Source organism: Streptomyces sp. NPDC024017, from assembly GCF_040638895.1.
Lineage (GTDB): Bacteria > Actinomycetota > Actinomycetes > Streptomycetales > Streptomycetaceae > Streptomyces.
Window position 1 is genome coordinate 132,032 of sequence record NZ_JBEZYZ010000002.1, and the last position, 15,576, is coordinate 147,607.

General features: G+C 72.9%; 15 protein-coding genes. 7 read left to right on the forward strand and 8 right to left on the reverse strand.

What is annotated here, in order from left to right; translation table 11 throughout:
- Positions 1-148: 148 nt before the first annotated feature.
- The 6 genes from AB0G20_RS05375 to AB0G20_RS05400 form a co-directional block, all read right to left on the reverse strand.
- On the reverse strand, positions 149-1,795 hold the full coding sequence (locus AB0G20_RS05375; RefSeq protein ID WP_361297688.1) for a long-chain fatty acid--CoA ligase: 1,647 nt from the start codon (positions 1,793-1,795) through the stop codon (positions 149-151).
- 160 nt (positions 1,796-1,955) lie between these two features.
- On the reverse strand, positions 1,956-2,516 hold the full coding sequence (locus tag AB0G20_RS05380) for a SigE family RNA polymerase sigma factor (protein ID WP_361296131.1): 561 nt from the start codon (positions 2,514-2,516) through the stop codon (positions 1,956-1,958).
- A gap of 133 nt (positions 2,517-2,649) precedes the next feature.
- On the reverse strand, positions 2,650-3,822 hold the full coding sequence (locus AB0G20_RS05385; protein WP_361296134.1) for a lipid-transfer protein: 1,173 nt from the start codon (positions 3,820-3,822) through the stop codon (positions 2,650-2,652).
- Positions 3,819-4,202 carry a MaoC family dehydratase gene (locus tag AB0G20_RS05390; protein ID WP_361296137.1) on the reverse strand — a complete coding sequence of 128 codons (384 nt, stop codon included), beginning with the start codon at positions 4,200-4,202 and terminating at the stop codon, positions 3,819-3,821. Before AB0G20_RS05390 ends, AB0G20_RS05385 begins: the two co-directional genes overlap by 4 nt.
- On the reverse strand, positions 4,199-5,113 hold the full coding sequence (locus AB0G20_RS05395; RefSeq protein WP_361296140.1) for a bifunctional MaoC family dehydratase N-terminal/OB-fold nucleic acid binding domain-containing protein: 915 nt from the start codon (positions 5,111-5,113) through the stop codon (positions 4,199-4,201). The genes AB0G20_RS05390 and AB0G20_RS05395 overlap by 4 nt, the downstream gene beginning before the upstream one ends.
- Before the next feature lie 160 nt (positions 5,114-5,273).
- A complete protein-coding gene (locus AB0G20_RS05400) occupies positions 5,274-5,600 on the reverse strand; it encodes a hypothetical protein (RefSeq protein ID WP_361296143.1) in 327 nt (108 codons plus the stop codon).
- 370 nt (positions 5,601-5,970) lie between these two features.
- Between AB0G20_RS05400 and AB0G20_RS05405 the strand changes: the two genes are divergently transcribed.
- The 4 genes from AB0G20_RS05405 (at position 5,971) to AB0G20_RS05420 (ending at position 8,570) form a co-directional block, all read left to right on the forward strand.
- The gene (locus tag AB0G20_RS05405; protein ID WP_361296146.1) at positions 5,971-6,846 is read left to right on the forward strand and encodes a bifunctional DNA primase/polymerase; all 876 of its coding nucleotides are present in this window, start codon (positions 5,971-5,973) and stop codon (positions 6,844-6,846) included.
- A 37-nt stretch (positions 6,847-6,883) separates the two neighbouring features.
- Positions 6,884-7,348 (forward strand): hypothetical protein, encoded by a 465-nt coding sequence (locus AB0G20_RS05410; RefSeq protein WP_361296149.1) that lies wholly within the window; start codon positions 6,884-6,886, stop codon positions 7,346-7,348.
- Positions 7,349-7,357: 9 nt separating this feature from the next.
- Positions 7,358-7,882, forward strand: a complete 525-nt coding sequence (locus AB0G20_RS05415; protein ID WP_361296152.1) for a DinB family protein — start codon at positions 7,358-7,360, stop codon at positions 7,880-7,882.
- Between the two features lie 115 nt (positions 7,883-7,997).
- On the forward strand, positions 7,998-8,570 hold the full coding sequence (locus AB0G20_RS05420) for a GNAT family N-acetyltransferase (protein ID WP_361296155.1): 573 nt from the start codon (positions 7,998-8,000) through the stop codon (positions 8,568-8,570).
- Between the two features lie 167 nt (positions 8,571-8,737).
- On the opposite strand, the gene AB0G20_RS05425 is transcribed toward AB0G20_RS05420, so the two are convergent.
- The gene (locus AB0G20_RS05425; protein ID WP_361296158.1) at positions 8,738-12,859 is read right to left on the reverse strand and encodes a hypothetical protein; all 4,122 of its coding nucleotides are present in this window, start codon (positions 12,857-12,859) and stop codon (positions 8,738-8,740) included.
- A 414-nt stretch (positions 12,860-13,273) separates the two neighbouring features.
- On the opposite strand from AB0G20_RS05425, the gene AB0G20_RS05430 reads away from it, so the two are divergent.
- From AB0G20_RS05430 to AB0G20_RS05440, 3 genes are all read left to right on the forward strand, one after another.
- Positions 13,274-13,741, forward strand: coding sequence for a hypothetical protein (locus AB0G20_RS05430; RefSeq protein ID WP_361296161.1), 468 nt, complete (start codon positions 13,274-13,276; stop codon positions 13,739-13,741).
- An 87-nt stretch (positions 13,742-13,828) separates the two neighbouring features.
- Complete coding sequence (locus AB0G20_RS05435; RefSeq protein WP_361296164.1) at positions 13,829-14,044, forward strand: ferredoxin; 216 nt, start codon at positions 13,829-13,831, stop codon at positions 14,042-14,044.
- A gap of 9 nt (positions 14,045-14,053) precedes the next feature.
- Positions 14,054-14,815 (forward strand): PIG-L deacetylase family protein, encoded by a 762-nt coding sequence (locus tag AB0G20_RS05440; RefSeq protein ID WP_361296167.1) that lies wholly within the window; start codon positions 14,054-14,056, stop codon positions 14,813-14,815.
- Here AB0G20_RS05440 and AB0G20_RS05445 read toward each other — a convergent pair.
- Positions 14,810-15,568 carry a glycosyltransferase gene (locus AB0G20_RS05445; protein WP_361297691.1) on the reverse strand — a complete coding sequence of 253 codons (759 nt, stop codon included), beginning with the start codon at positions 15,566-15,568 and terminating at the stop codon, positions 14,810-14,812. The two genes, AB0G20_RS05440 and AB0G20_RS05445, sit on opposite strands and share 6 nt — an antisense overlap.
- Positions 15,569-15,576: the final 8 nt, after the last annotated feature.

The following is a 15,576-nucleotide window of genomic DNA, read 5'->3' on the forward strand; positions in this document are numbered from 1 at the left end:
GTCCCGTAACGCCTCGGTCAACCGTTCGGCGAGGTAGCGGAGATCGCCGGGCGGGGCCTCGGTGCAGGCACGCGGAAGCCCCCGGACGTCAGACGTCACCAGGGGCTCCGCGAAGCTCAGCCGGTCAACCGATCAGCCGGTCAGCCGGTCAGCCCAGGGACGTGATGTCCAGCTCGCCCTGCGCGTACTGCCTGCGCAGCACCTTCTTGTCGAACTTGCCTACGCTCGTCTTCGGGACCGCCGCGATGACCGTCCAGCGCTCCGGGAGCTGCCACTTGGCGATGCGGCCCTCTTCGGCGAGGAAACTGCGCAGGGTCTCGAACGTGGCGGTGGAGCCCTCCTTGAGGACGACCGTGGCCAGGGGGCGCTCGCCCCACTTGTCGTCGGGGACGGCGACGACGGCCGCCTCGGCGACGTCCGGGTGGGACATCAGCGCGTTCTCCAGCTCCACCGACGAGATCCACTCGCCGCCGGACTTGATGACGTCCTTGGCCCGGTCGGTGAGGGTGAGGTAGCCGTCGGCGGAGATCGTGCCGACGTCGCCCGTCTTGAGCCAGCCGTCCTCGCTGAACTTGTCGGCGGGGCGGAGGGGTTCGCCGTCGGGCCCGTTGTAGTAGGCACCGGCGATCCAGGGGCCGCGCACCTCCAGCTCGCCGGCCGACTCCCCGTCCCAGGGGAGGCGTTCGCCGCCGGGGCCGGTCAGGCGGCCCTCGACGCCGGCCGGGAAGCGGCCCTGGGTGAGGCGGTAGGCGAACTCCTCCTCCGTGCCGACCACACCGGCCGGCGGGCGGGCGATCGTGCCCAGCGGGGACGTCTCCGTCATGCCCCAGGCGTGGCAGACCCGCATGCCCAGCTTGTCGAAGGCCTCCATCAGCGAGGGCGGACAGGCCGAGCCGCCGATGGTGACCTGGCCGAGGGAGGAGACGTCGCGGGGGTTCGCGGTCAGCTCGGCGAGCAGGCCCTGCCAGATGGTGGGGACGGCGGCGGCGTGGGTCGGCCGCTCGCTCTCGATCATCGCGGCGAGCGGGGCCGGCTGGAGGAAACGGTCCGGCATCAGCATGTTGACGCCGGTCATGAAGGTCGCGTGCGGCAGACCCCAGGCGTTCACATGGAACTGGGGCACCACGACCAGCGAGGTGTCCTCGTCGGTCAGGCCCATCGACTGGGCCATGTTGACCTGCATCGAGTGCAGATAGATGGAGCGGTGGCTGTAGACCACGCCCTTGGGGTCGCCGGTCGTACCGGAGGTGTAGCACATCGCGGCGGCCTGGCGTTCGTCCAGCTCGGGCCAGTCGTACGAGGTCGGCTTGCCGGCGATCAGGTCCTCGTACTCGTGGACGCGGACGGCCGCGCCGTCGAGGAGCGAGCGGTCCCCGGGGCCCGTGACGACCACGTGCTCGACCGGCTTCAGGTGCGGCAGCAGCGGGGCGAGGAGGGGGAGCAGCGAACCGTTGGCGATGATCACGCGGTCGGCGGCGTGGTTGACGATCCAGGCCAGTTGCTCGGGTGGCAGGCGGAGGTTCAGGGTGTGGAGGACCGCGCCCATGGACGGGATCGCGAAGTACGCCTCGACGTGTTCCGCGTTGTTCCAGGCCAGGGTTGCCACGCGCTCGTCGCCGGTGACGCCGAGGTCGTCCCGCAGCGCGTGGGCCAGCTGGGCCGCGCGGGCGCCGATCTCCGCGAAGGAGCGGCGGTGCGGCTCGTCCTCACCGGTCCAGGTGGTCACCTGCGACGTCCCGTGGATCGTCGACCCGTGGGTCAGGATCCTTGAGATCAGCAGCGGTACGTCCTGCATGGTGCTCAGCACGGCGTCCTCCCGGGGGCGACTTTGCCTACGCGGTGGTAAAGGTTGCGCTGATTCTGCGCACATACCGCGTGGTATGTCACTAGGACCGGGCGATCGATCAGATCACGCCATGCCGGAGGGGCAGCTCACAAGCGGGCGGGGCACCGCCTCACTGGCGGACAAGTCCCAGGTCAGCGTCCTCGCGGAGCTTGCCGAGCGCCCGTGAGACGGCCGACTTCACCGTGCCCACCGAAACGCCGAGCACCTCGGCCGTCTGGACCTCGCTGAGGTCCTCGTAGTACCTGAGGACCACCATCGCCCGCTGCCGGGCGGGCAGCCGCATGATCGCCCGCCACATCGCGTCGCGCAGCGCCTGCTGCTCGGCCGGGTCGTCACCGCCGGCCACCGGGTCCGGCTCGGGCATCTCGTCGCAGGCGAACTCGTCGACCTTGCGCTTGCGCCACTGCGAGGTCCGGGTGTTCAGCAGCGCCCGGCGCACATAGCCGTCCAGGGCACGGTGGTCCTCGATGCGCTCCCAGGCGACGTACGTCTTGGTGAGGGCGGTCTGCAGCAGGTCCTCCGCGTCGCTCGGGTTGCCGGTGAGCGAGCGGGCGGTACGCAGCAGCACCGGCTGGCGGGCCCTGACGTACGACGAGAACGACGGGTACGGAAGGGTCTGCGCCGCTGGTCCGGCCGCCTTCGAAGCGCTCGTGCAGACGAGTGTGGTCATGGCTCAACGCTATGAGCGAGGGCCCGGCGAGCGGATCGGCCGCAGGTCCCGAAGCGGGGTCCCCCTCAGGTTGTAGGGGTAGGGCCCGCTGCACCTCCTGTAGGTGGAGCGGCGGGCCCGGGGTACTGCGGGTTCACCCCTGGGGGCCGGCGGTCAGTACGAGTCCCGACGTCGGCACGCCCGTCCCCCCCGTCACCAGGACCCGTTCCGCCCCGGGCACCTGGTTCGCCGCCGTGCCCCTGATCTGCCGGACGGCCTCCGCGATGCCGTTCATGCCGTGCAGGTACGCCTCTCCCAGCTGCCCGCCGTGTGTGTTGAGGGGCAGGCGCTCCTCGGCCACGAAGTCCGCCGCCTCGCCGGGGCCGCAGAAGCCGAGCTCCTCCAGCTGCATCAGCACGAACGGCGTGAAGTGGTCGTAGAGGATGCCCACGTCGATGTCGGCCGGCGCCAGCCCCGAGGTGTGCCACAGCTGCCGGGCCACGACCGCGGTCTCGGGCAGGCCGGTCAGGTCGTCGCGGTAGAAGCTGGTCATCTGCTCCTGGGCGCGTCCGGCGCCCTGGGCGGCCGCGGTGATCACGGCGGGCGGGTGGGGCAGGTCGCGGGCCCGTTCGACCGAGGTGACGACGAGGGCCTGGCCGCCGTCCGTCTCCTGGCAGCAGTCCAGCAGCCGCAGCGGTTCGACAATCCAGCGCGAGGCGGCGTGGTCGGCCAGGGTGATGGGCCGGCCGTGGAACCAGGCCGCCGGGTTGGTCGCCGCGTGCTTCCGGTCGACGACCGCCACGTGCCCGAAGGCCTCCGGGGTCAGCCCGTAGGTGTGGAGGTAGCGCTGGGCCGCCATCGCCACCCAGGAGGCCGGGGTGAGCAGGCCGAACGGCAGCGACCAGCCGAGGGCCGCGCCCTCCGCCGAGGGTTCCCGCTGCCGCACCCCGGAGCCGAAGCGGCGGCCCGAGCGCTCGTTGAACGCCCGGTAGCAGACGACCACGTCGGCCACGCCCGAGGCGATCGCCAGGGCGGCCTGCTGGACGGTGGCGCAGGCCGCGCCGCCGCCGTAGTGGATCCGGGAGAAGAAGGACAGCTCCCCGATGCCCGCCGCCTGGGCGACGGTGATCTCGGGGCTGGTGTCCATGGTGAAGGTGACCATCCCGTCGACGTCGGCCGGTGTCAGTCCGGCGTCCGCGAGGGCCGCCCGCACCGCCTCGACGGCGAGGCTCAGTTCGCTGCGGCCCGAGTCCTTGGAGAAGGCGGTGGCCCCCACACCGACGACGGCCGCGCGCCCGCCGAGACCGTCCCGCCCGCGCAGGCTCATGCCGGGACCCTCACCGTCACGGTGCCGGTGACGTGCTTGCCGAGTCCGTTCGCACCGACGACCCGGACGGTCGCCGTGTCCCCGTCGACCTCCTCGACCGTGCCGGTCAGGACCATCGTGTCGCCGGGGTGGTTGGGCGCGCCGAGCCGGATGGCCACCCGGCGCAGCTCCGCGCGCGGGCCGAAGTGGTCCGTGATGTAGCGGCCGACCAGGCCGTTGGTCGTCAGGATGTTCATGAAGATGTCGGGGGAGCCCTTCTGCCGGGCGAGGTCCGGGTCGTGGTGGACGTCCTGGTAGTCCCGGGAGGCGATCGCCCCGGCGACGATCAGGGTGCGGGTGATGGGGATCTCCAGCGGCGGGAGCCGGTCGCCGGCCTTCACGGCGTCACCCCCTGGAAGACGGGCAGCACCAGCTCGTCGTCGTAGCGCCGGAACTCCAGCCGCACCGGCATGCCGATCCGCACCTTGTCGTACGGCACGTCCACGACGTTGCTGACGATCCGCACGCCCTCGGCGAGTTCGATCAGCCCGACCGCGTACGGCGGTTCGAAGGCCGGGAAGGGCGGGTGGTGCATGACGACGTACGAGTAGACCGTGCCCTCGCCGCTCGCCTCGACGGTGTCCCAGTCCGGGGAGCCGCATGCGTTGCAGCCCGGCAGCCAGGGGAAACGCAGCGCGCCGCAGCCGGTGCAGCGCTGGATGAGGAGCTCGTGGCGGGCCACGCCGTCCCAGAAGCCGGCGTTGTCGCGGTTGACGACCGGGCGGGGGCGGCGTTCGGCCGGCTTCGAAGGCCGGTGTGCGGGGGCGTACTTGAGGATGCGGAAGCGGTGGGTGCCGGCGAGTTCTCCGCCGGCCCGGACGTCCGTGCGGGTGGTGACGAAGTAGCCCGAGCCGAGTTTGGTGGTCTTGCGGCCGGACACCGACTCGATCACGGAGTCGAAGGTGATCTCGTCGCCCGGGCGCAGCGGTCGCAGGTACTCCTGTTCGCAGTCGGTGGCGACGACCGCGGCGTGACCCGACTCGTCGAGCAGGGTGAGGAGTTCGTCGTACGCGGCCGTGCGCTCCGGGCGGTGGGTGAGCCCGGCCATGGTCCATGCCTGGAGCATGGTGGGCGGAGCGATGGCGTCCGGTCCCGTGTACGCGGGGCTGGTGTCGCCCACGGCCTCGCACCAGTGCCTGATCATCGGCTCGTTGACCGGGTCGCGGCCGACCCCGGTGGCGGCGGCCGGCCGGCCCTCGTAGGCCTTCAGGCGCGCCTCGAACTCCTCGTGGACCTCCGGCTCACCACTCACGGTTTCTGACTGTCCGTCAGATACGGTGTCCCGTCAAGACCCCGCAGACACGAAAACGCCTGAGCGGCGGTACCGGAGTACCGCCGCTTAGACGCTTGTCACCCCACGAAGCACACCCCCACCGCACCCGGGCCGATGCCGGCGCACCGGCCCGCTCAGCTCACCACCACAGCGGGGAGAAGCTGATGGCGGTGTTGGCGTTGCCCTGGTTGACGGCCGTGAACTCCGAGCCGTTGACCTGGGCCGTGTTGCTCTGGTTCGAGGCGCCGTCACCGACGGCCTGTTGCTGGGTGGTGGCCGCGGTGCCGAAGTTGTCGCCGCCGACGCCGCTGCCGAGGATGCCCTGTTCGGCCTCCGTGGCGGACGCGATGGATCCGTTGTCCGCGAAGGCGCCGTTGTCCGCCGCCGCGACACCGGTGAAGAGGGCGGCTGCGAGCGGCAGGGCGGAGACGGCTGCGATGACGCGGGCGGTACGGATGCTTGCCATGTTTCTTGTCCCTCCAGGACTGATCGAACCGAGGACGCACCGGCTCATGGCCGTTTCGTGCGTGAACCACTGCTGTCACCAGGGAAGTTGGCCGGCCGCCCCGGTGCGGTGCGCGACGTCGCGAGTCCAGAGTTGCCCACCGAATCCCCGGCGAACCACACCGGAAGCCACTATTCGCACGCAAGCGTGAGGACAAGTCGATAAACCCCTGTCTGTCACTTCAGCCCCAGATGGGAGCGGAAGGGGGCGTTCGAACCCAGGCACCGCAAGGGACGAAGCGTTCCAGCACTTTTCCCCGCCGCCGCCCGGCCCCGGCGCGTCACACCCGCTCCCTCTTTCCTTTTTCGAACGTACGTACGAAACTAGAGTCATGGCCACCACCGACCGGCAGGCCACGACGCTGGCCCTCGCACACGCCCTGTCAGCCGCCGAACGCGGACTGGCCGTCATCCCCCTGTCCCGCTCCAAGCTCCCGGCGCTGCGCTCCCCGCACCGCGACGACCCCGCCCCCTCCCCCTGCCACGGCGCGTGCGGCCGGCTCGGGCACGGCGTCTACGACGCCTCCAGCGACCCGGACCGCATCCGCGAACTGTTCGCCGCCGCGCCCTGGGCGACCGGTTACGGCATCGCCTGCGGGCTGCCCCCGCACCATCTGATCGGCCTCGACCTGGACGTGAAGACCGGCACGGACTCCTCGGCCGCCCTGCGCGAGCTGGCGCTGCGGCACCTGTTCACGATCCCGCCGACCGTGGTCGTCGTGACCCCGTCCGGCGGGCGTCACCTGTGGCTGAGCGGCCCGCCCGAGGTGGTCGTCCCCAACTCGGCGGGCCGGCTCGCCCCCGGCATCGACATCCGGGGCGCGGGCGGCTACCTGGTCGGCCCCGGCTCCCGCACGGGCCAGGGCGTGTACGCCGCCGCCCCGGGCACCGCGCACCTGGCCCCCGCCCGCTGCCCGCGCTCCCTCCTGCGGCTGCTGCTCCCGCCACCGCGCACCCACCACCCCCACCACCCGGTGCCCCCGGCGGCCGGCGGGCACGGCCAGGGCCTGGTCCAGTTCGTCCTGGCCGCGCACGAGGGCCAGCGCAACACCCGCCTGTTCTGGGCGGCCTGCCGGGCCTACGAGGACGGCATCGGCCCGGCGCTGGTGGATCCCCTGGTCGACGCGGCCATCGACACCGGTCTGTCCGAGCGGGAGGCCAGGGCGACGATCGCGTCGGCGGCACGGCTGACGGGGCACCGGCCGTGACCAAGGCACCGCCCATGACCACCACCGAAAGACCTCGATGCAACGCCACGCAAAAACGCCGGCCCTGGCGCTCGCCCGCCTCGTCCTGGCCTCCGGCCGCCCGGTGGACCTCGCCGAGCTGCGGTTCTCGTCGACGTACGGCGACCTGCTGGACGGCTACCCCTGCAAGCCGCTGAACGACCTGCGGATCCGGAGCCTCCTGCACGCCGCCGAGCGGTCCCGCCCGGGCACGCCGGTGCACCTCCTCCCGCCGCCGCGCGAGTACCCCGACCAGTACGCGGGCGGCCTCGGGCCGGTCGAGGTGCTGCCCGCCGTGGCCTGCCTCGGCACGTTCCACTCCGCCGCCCTGGACCCGGCCCGCGACCCGGTCGCCTACCGCTCGCGCCTGACCGTCGTCTGGTTCCAGTCCTCGCCCCGCCTGCCGTCGGGCTGCGACGCCGAGCCCGCGCTGCGCGACCTCGACTGGGCGGGACTGGCCCGGGACGCCCCGGCGCCCCCGTAGTGTCGTCCGATGAGCGCTTCCCGTACGGAACTGCCGCGCTGGCAGTTCGAGTTCACCTGGTCACTGTTCGAGTACCACCTGGAGCGACTGGAGCCCGGGGACTTCCTCTGGGAGCCCGCGGAGCTCTGCTGGACGATGCGCCGGGGGCCCGACGGCACCTGGGTCCCGGACTGGGCGGACACCGAGCCCGACCCGGTGCCCGTACCCACCCTCGGGTGGGTGAGCTGGCACATCGGATGGTGGTGGAGCGTCACCCTCGACCACGCACAGGGCCGCCCGCCCCGCGACCGGGCGGACATCGTCTGGCCCGGTGAGGGCGCCCCGACGGTCGAGTGGCTGCGGGACCTGCGCACCCAGTGGCTGAAGGTCCTGGACGACCTCACCGACCAGGACCTGGACGCCACGGCCCCGTTCCCCTGGCCGAACGATCCCGAGCACACCGTCGAGCACATGGTGGCCTGGGTGAACGCGGAACTGATGAAGAACGTGAGCGAGATCGGCCAACTGCGGCTGCTGCGGGCGGCGTCCGCCTAGAACGTGGTGCCGTGGACCGTCGGCAGCAACCTCTCGAAGGCGCCGACGAGTTCCCCGCCGGGCTCCCGGACGATCTCGATGGGCGCAGGTGCCCGGCGCGTGGCATCGTGAGGGCATGAGCATCGACGTTCGGCCGGCCACGGACTTCGAGGACGTCCGTGCCGTGCTCGGGCCGAAGTCGCCCGGGGCGAACGTCTGCTGGTGTCTGAGCTACCGGATCCCCTCCAGGCTCAACAACGAGCTGCGCGGCCCGGCCCGCGGCGAGTACGTCGCCGAGCTGTGCCGCGCGGAGCCGCCCCCGGGCGTGCTCGCCTACGACGGTGACGAGCCGGTCGGCTGGGCCGCCGTCGCCCCGCGCGCGGACACCTCCTTCGCCCGCAACCGCAAGATCCCGCACGTCGACGATCTGCCGGTGTGGTCGCTCTGGTGCGTCCGGGTCCGCCCCGGACATCGCAAGCAGGGCATCTCGCACGCCCTCATCGCCGGTGCGGTCGAGTTCGCCCGGGACCGGGGCGCACCGGCGATCGAGGCGTACCCGCTGGACAACGGCGACGCCAAGGTCGACCTGACGATGGCGTACGCGGGCCTGCGGAAGAACTTCGAGCGCGCCGGCTTCGCCCACGCGGCGGACACGGCCTCGGTCCTGGCCGGTCATCCCCGGATTCTGATGCGCCTCGACCTGCGCTGAAAAAAGGCCCGACCGCTGGCGACGGGGGATGCACCAGCGGTCGAGCTATGGCCAAGGGTAACAAGCGCTTACGCCCCGCGAGCCGACTGGCCGCCAGGAAGGCCCGGGTTGTGACTCGTATCACTCAACTGCCTTGATTGCCGGGCCTGTTGTGCGAGACGGCCTCGTCAGTCCTCGCACGGCGGATCGTAGGAGAGCCGGGGCAGGTACTCCCGCCAGGTGTCCTGCGTCAGCACGCCCCGGGTCATCGCGCAGATGCGGCGGACGGCCGTGTCGACGTCGAGGTTCCAGAGCCGGATGGTGTCCGCGCCGCTGGACACCCCCAGCATGTGGCTGTTCGGGCTGAACGCCAGGAACGTTCCGGTCTTGGAGTGGGGGCTCATCGACTGCCCGATGGCGGTGGCGTGCGAGGGGTCGGACACGTTCCACAGCCGGACGGTGCTGTCGTTGCCGCCGCTGGCCAGGGTGCGGCCGTCCTGGCTGAACGTCAGCGACACGACCGCCTCCGTATGACCCCTGAGGCGTGCCTGCTCGGACGCCTCGGCGGGGTCCGTGATGTCCCAGAGGCGGACCGAGTTGTCGTCGCCGGCGCTGGCCAGCGTGCGGCCGTCGCGGCTGTAGGCGAGGGCGTTGACCGCTCCGAGGTGGCCCTTCAGAGGCTCCCCGATCAAGGTCACCCGGCCGGGGTCGGTCGCGTTCCACAGCCGGATCGTGCCGTCCGCGCTGCCACTGGCGAGCGTCCGGCCGTCCGGGCTGAACACGAGGTGGTTGACGTAGCCCTTGTGACCGGTGAGGGGCGTGCCGAGCGGGCGCGGGCGGGCCGGGTCGCCGATGTTCCACAGCTGGATGGTGCGGTCGTCGTCGGCGGTGGCCAGGACCTGCCCGTCCGGGCTGAAGGCCAGCGGGTCGGCGTACCGGATGTGCAGGGGGGCGGGTGAGCCGTGGCGGACAGGGCGCTCGGGGTCGCCGAGGTTCCACAGCTCCACCACCCGGTTGCCCGTCACGACCGCGAGGGTGCGGCCGTCCGGGGAGAACTCCAGGGAGCGCACGTCGCCCTTGCCCGGGCGGAACGGTTCGCCCATCCGCACCGGCCTGCCGGGCGTCCGTACGTCCCACAGCCGGATCCGCCCGTCCCGCGCCGCCGTCGCGAGCAGCCGCCCGTCCGGCCGGAACACTCCGGTCCGGCCGGTCATGTCCGACGTCGGCAGGGACCACAGGCGGACCTTGTTGTCGCCCGCCCCGGTGGCGAGGGTGCGCCCGTCGGGACTGAAGCCGAGCGCGTACATCTCACCGCTGCTGCCCGCGAGGGGCCCTCCGACCTGCGACGGATACTCCGGGTCGCTGACCTTCCACAGGCTCGCGGTGCTGTCCGCGCTGGCCGCGGCGAGCATGTTCCCGTCGGGGCTGAAGGCCACCGACCACACCGGGCCGGTGTGGCCGGTGAGCGGCGTGCCGATCGCGGCCGGGCGGCCCGGACCGGCCATGTTCCACAGGCGTACGGTGCCGTCCGAGCTGCCGCTGGCGAGCGTGCGCCCGTCGGGGCTGAAGGCCACCGAGTGCACGGTGGTGGTGTGGCCGGTCAGCGGCGACCCGGCCGGCTCCGGGCGCCCGGGGTCGGACACGTCCCACAGCCGGATCGTGCCGTCGTCGCCCCCCGCGGCCAGGGTTTTGCCGTCCGGTCCGAACGCCACCGACCGCACGGCGGCCGTGTGCCCGGTCAGGGGTTTGCCCAGGGGCCGCGGCCGGCGCGGGTCGGCCACGTTCCACAGCCGGACGGTGCGGTCGTCGCCGGCGGAGGCCAGCGTGCGTCCGTCCGGGCTGAAGGCGATCAGGTAGATCGTGCCGCCATGGCCGGTCAGGGGCCCGCCGAGCGACTTCGGGTGCTCGGGGTCGGTCACGTCCCACAGCCGTATGGTGCCGTCGTCGGAGGCGCTGGCGAGGGTCCGGCCGTCCGGGCTGAAGATCGAGCTGCTCACCCAGCTCGTGTGACCGGTGAGGGGCTTGCCCAGCGGCTTCGGGCGCTTGGGGTCGGCGACGTCCCACAGCCGGACGGTCCGGTCGTAGCTGGCGGTGGCCAGGGTCTGTCCGTCCGGGCTGAAGGTCGTGAGGTAGACGGCGCCCGTGTGGCCGGTGAGGGGCGTGGAGAGCGGAGCGTTCACGATGGAGAGCAGACGGCTGTTCGCGCCCTTGTCGTCCGGCCGCAGCCCGTGCGCCACCAGGTCTAACTGCGCGGACAGCGACGGATCGGTCTCCTGCACGCGGTCGGACTGGGCGAGCACCTGCTCGAAGACGGCTTCGTCCCGCTGCTTCCAGGCGACGACGGCCGACCCGACGGCCAGCATCGCCAGCACGACCAGCGTCGCCACCGCGCCCCGGCCGATCCAGATGTTCCGCCGGCGCAGCCGGACCGAGGCGGCCAGGAACTCCACCGCGCTGCGGGTCAGGAACGTGTCCCCGGCGGATCTCGCCCAGCCGTGGGCCTGTTCCAGCCGGGACCCCCGGTAGAGCAGGGACGTGTCGCGGTTCGACTCCTCCCAGGCCCGGCCGTCCTCCTCCAGGCGCTGGCGCAGCAGATTGCCCTGCCGGTCCTCGTCGATCCAGTCGCGCAGCCGCGGCCAGGCGTGCAGCAGCGCCTCGTGGGTGATCTCCACGGTCTCCGCGTCGAGGGTCACCAGCCGGGCGCGGACCAGCGCCTCGAGGGACTCCTCGGTCTTGCCGGGGTCGGTCGACTCTTGCGCCAGCTGACGCCGGGTCCCGCGGCGGCGGGTGGCCTGGGTGTCCTCGCCCAGCCGGACCAGGCGGAGCAGGAGCAGCCGGGCCGCGGTGCGCGCGGCCGGGTCGAGGCCGGTCCAGGCCCGTTCGGCGGTCGCCGCGACCGCGCCCTGGATGCCGCCGGCCGCGCGGTAGCCGGCCAGCGTGAGCCGGCCTCCTTTCCTGCGCTGCCAGGTGGCGAGCAGGGCGTGCGAGAGGAGCGGCAGCACGCCGGCGTCGTGTGCCCCGCGCGGCCCGTCGGTGCTGACCTCCCGGACGATCAGTTCCGCCAGACCCGGCTCCAGCTCCAGGCCGACGGCCTTGGCCGGGCCGGTCACCGCCTCGCGCAGCTCCGGGGTGGTCAGCGGCCCGAGCACCATGTGCCGGTGCTGGAGCGCGTCGGCCAGCTCGGGATACCTCAGGCAGCGGTCGTAGAAGTCGGCGCGTATGCCCAGCACCACGACCGCCGGGGCCGGTTCGCCGGGGCCGGCGGGCGAGCAGGCGGCGTGCAGGACCTCGATGAAGGTGCGCCGGTCCGCCTCGTCGGGGCAGAGGGTGAAGGTCTCCTCGAACTGATCCACGATGACGACCGGACGGGCCCCGGAGGGGGCTTCGTGCCGGGCCCAGGCGGCGACGGCCGCACGGACGGCGTCGACGAAGGGCGGAGCGCCGGGTTCCGTGGCGGGTGGGCCGCCGCCGGGTTCCTGCGGTGCGGGTCCCCAGGCGGGGGACGGTCCAGGGGCCCCTGAGCAGGCGGTGTCGGATCCGCCTGTCTCCGGCCGGGGGGAGTCTTCCCCCGGCGGGGTCAGGGCCGAGACGAGGGGGGCCAGCTCGGGGATGCACCGGCTCAGCTCCGCCAGCGGATCACCGCCGGGCACGAGCTGCACGACCTCTCGCGCCCGGCCGCTCTCGTCGCCGTCGTCACCGCCCAGCGCGCCGTCCCGCAGGGCGGGCACCAGACCGGCGTTCAGCAGCGAGGACTTCCCCGCCCCCGACGCGCCCACGAGCATGACCAGGCCGCCCGTCCCCGCGACGGCCCCGAGCTGGGTGACGAGTGCGTCCGTGCTCCGCTCCCGGCCGAAGAACCACCGGGCGTCCTCGCGGCGGTAGGAGGCCAGCCCCCGGTACGGGCACACCCCGCCGGGCGCGGACGCGGTCTCGTCCGCAGGGCGCTCCTCGGCCGCGGACGCCGCGGGACGCTCGCCGACCGGGTCGGCCACCGCGCGTTCCCACAGCCGCTGCCACTGGCCGAGGTCGTACAGACCGGGGGAGACCGGCGTGGGCCGCGAGCGCCGCGCATCGGGGATCAGCACGTGCAGCACGGCCGCGAGAGCGGGGAACTGGGCGGGTACGTTCCGGGCTCGCCGCCAGTCGCTGATGCGCTGGGCGGACACCCGCACGGGCCGCCCGCGTTCGTCGACCCGCTGGAGCCGGACGACCGCTTCGGACACCCGCTTGAGAGGAGGGTTGCCGGCTTCCTTGTACAGCAGTGCGAGGCGTTCCGCGAAGGCGGTGCGTGCCCCCGAGTCGGAACTCAAGGTCTCAGCTCCTTACTTCCCACGCCTGGACGTCCGGACCGGAAAACTCACTCTATATGGCTGACCTGCGGCAATACCGTCCGCTAGGCACCGGAACCTCCTCCTCCATGGCCGGAAATGGCAGGATCCGGACGCAGCAGCGCACCTAGCCGGTCAGCTTCCGTCCGACCCGGACGACGGCAGCTCCACCGTTCGGTACCGGTCCCCACGAGGGGAGGGACCGGTGCCGGACGACGTGGTGATCCTCCCCGGCCGACCCCGCCCCGCAACCCTGGCGGACCGTGCCACCGGGCCTCGGCGGACCGTGCCCCGGGCCTTGGCGGACCGTGCCCTCCGACCCTGGATAACTGACGACCCGTCAGCTATGGTCGGCCTGCCGTACCGCTTCCGGAGCGATGTACAGGGGTGAGCGCAGTGGAGTCACGTCCCGAGAGCCCACGACCGCAGGGCGCTCCGCGCTGGGTCGCGATGTTCTACCGGCCGGCCGCGGGCTCCTGGCGGACGGCCGCGCAGTCGCCCCACCGCTCGCCCGTGCTGTACGCCCTCGGCGAGATGACCCAGACCATGCGCGCGCGGGGCGACGAGGTGACCGTCGCCCTGTGGGGGCCGAAGGACGGCGCGTGGCACCGGTTCGACACCCCGCTGAAGCAGACCGCTGCATCTCAGCCGGATCCTGAGCCCGCCCCCGGCGAACCGACCAGCCTGGCGGAACGGATGACCGGCCGCCGCCACCAGGTCCTCATCGCCGGCCTGACCAAGGCGGGCCTCTACGACCTCTCCCCCGAGGACGACACGACCGTCCAGGCCCTGGTCGAACGGCTCGACGAGGCCGCCGTACGCCGGGTCGCCCACTGGCTGGCCACCGCCGGGGCCACACGCTAGCCGGGCCGGTTCAGCCGACGGCCCGTTGGGCAGTGAACTCCCGACGGCCACGGGACCCCGATGCCGTCAGGAGGGGGACGAACGAGGATGAAGGTCTCCGTAGACCGCGAGCTCTGCTACGGCTCCGCCGAGTGCGTCCACCGGGTGCCGGCGGTCTTCGAGTTCGTCGACGGCTTCGGGGCCGTCCGCCCGGGCCGCGAGCAGGTTGGTGAGGAACCGGAGATCCTGGAGGCGGTGGAGAAGTGCCCGAGCCAGGCGATCACCCTCACCGAGACGCCGCGGTCGGCGCCGGACGGGCCGTAGCGAGGGCGGATGCCGGTACCGAGCCTGCTCGCGGTCTTCGCCCATCCCGATGACGAGTCCCTGTCGGCGGGCGGCGTCCTCGCCCGCCACGCGTCCGCGGGCGCGCGCACGGCGGTCGTCACCGCGACCTGGTCGGCGGACACCCCACGCGCCGAGGAACTGGCCGAGGCGCTCCACATCCTGGGCGCCGGCACACCCCGCATGCTGGGCTACGCCGACTCCCACGTCCCGCACTCGGCCCCGGGCAGACCGCGCTGGTGCGACGCCCCGCTGGACGAGGCGGTGGGGAAACTGGTCGCGCACCTCCGGGACTTCCGCCCGCAGATCGTCGTCACCCACGACGCCTACGGGGGGCTGACGGGGCACGAGGACCATGTGCACACCCACCGCGTGACCGCGCTCGCGGTCCACGCCGCCGGCCTGGAACGCCTCTACCCGGACGCCGGAGATCAGTGGCAGCCGAGCGCCCTGTACCTGTCCACCCACCCGCACTCGGCCGCCCGGGCGTGGGGCGGACACCTGGCCCCCGTGGGCAAGGCCGTGCACACGGTCCCCGACGCACGCGTCACCGCCACCGTCGACGTCTCCCCCTGGCTGGACCGGAAGGTCGCGGCGGTCCTGGCCCACCGCACGGAGGTGGCGCGGGGAGCCGCTCCGGGCCTCGTCGCCGCACTTCCCCTGCCCGAACGGGAACGGCTGCTCGGCACGGAGTGGTACACCCGCCACGACCTGACGCCGACGGCCCCGATGCAGACCGAACTGCTCTCATAGAGCGGCCGGGGCACCCCACTGGAGCCGGGACAACGCCCTGGCCCTGGCCTCCACGACAGCCATCCGCACCTCCCGCTCGGCCCGGTCCGTATGGGCCGCCTGCCCGGTCACCTGCCCGTCCCACTTCCGGTACAGCAGGCCCACCTCCGCCGAGAACCAGCCCCGGCTCACCGCGTTCAGCGCCAGCAGCAGCCCCGTGTCCTCCGAGGCGGGCAGCGCCATCCACCCGCCCAGGGCGAGCAGCAACTCCCGCCGCACGAACAGCGAGGCGGGATGCACCTGCGCGAGGAAGCCGTTCGCCTTCCAGTGCGCGAGCACGGCCCCGCGCTCGATCGGCCCCTGGTCCGGATCGCCCGGAAACCCGACGGTCGACCCGTCGGGCATGAGGTCGAGCACCCGCGACGTGGCCCAGCCGAGGTCCGGATCCCCTTCCAGCGCGGCGAGATCCCGCGCGAGCGCGCCCGGCGCCAACCGGTCGTCGGCGTCGAGGACCTTCACGTACGCCCCGTCCCCGTGCGCCAGCGCCATGGTCCTCGCGACACCGGGCCCCCCGGCCCGCCCCTGTCGGAACGTCACGCGAGCGTCCCTGGGCACATACGGCCTGACGCCTTCGCTCTCCCCGTCCTCCTGCACGACCCAGTGCCACTCCCAGTCCCCGGGAAGCCGCTGCGCGCACAACGACGCGTAGGCCTCCGGCAGGAACCGGGCATGGGGACCGTGCACGGCGGTGACGACGACGATGCGCCGACTCACGGCGGCGT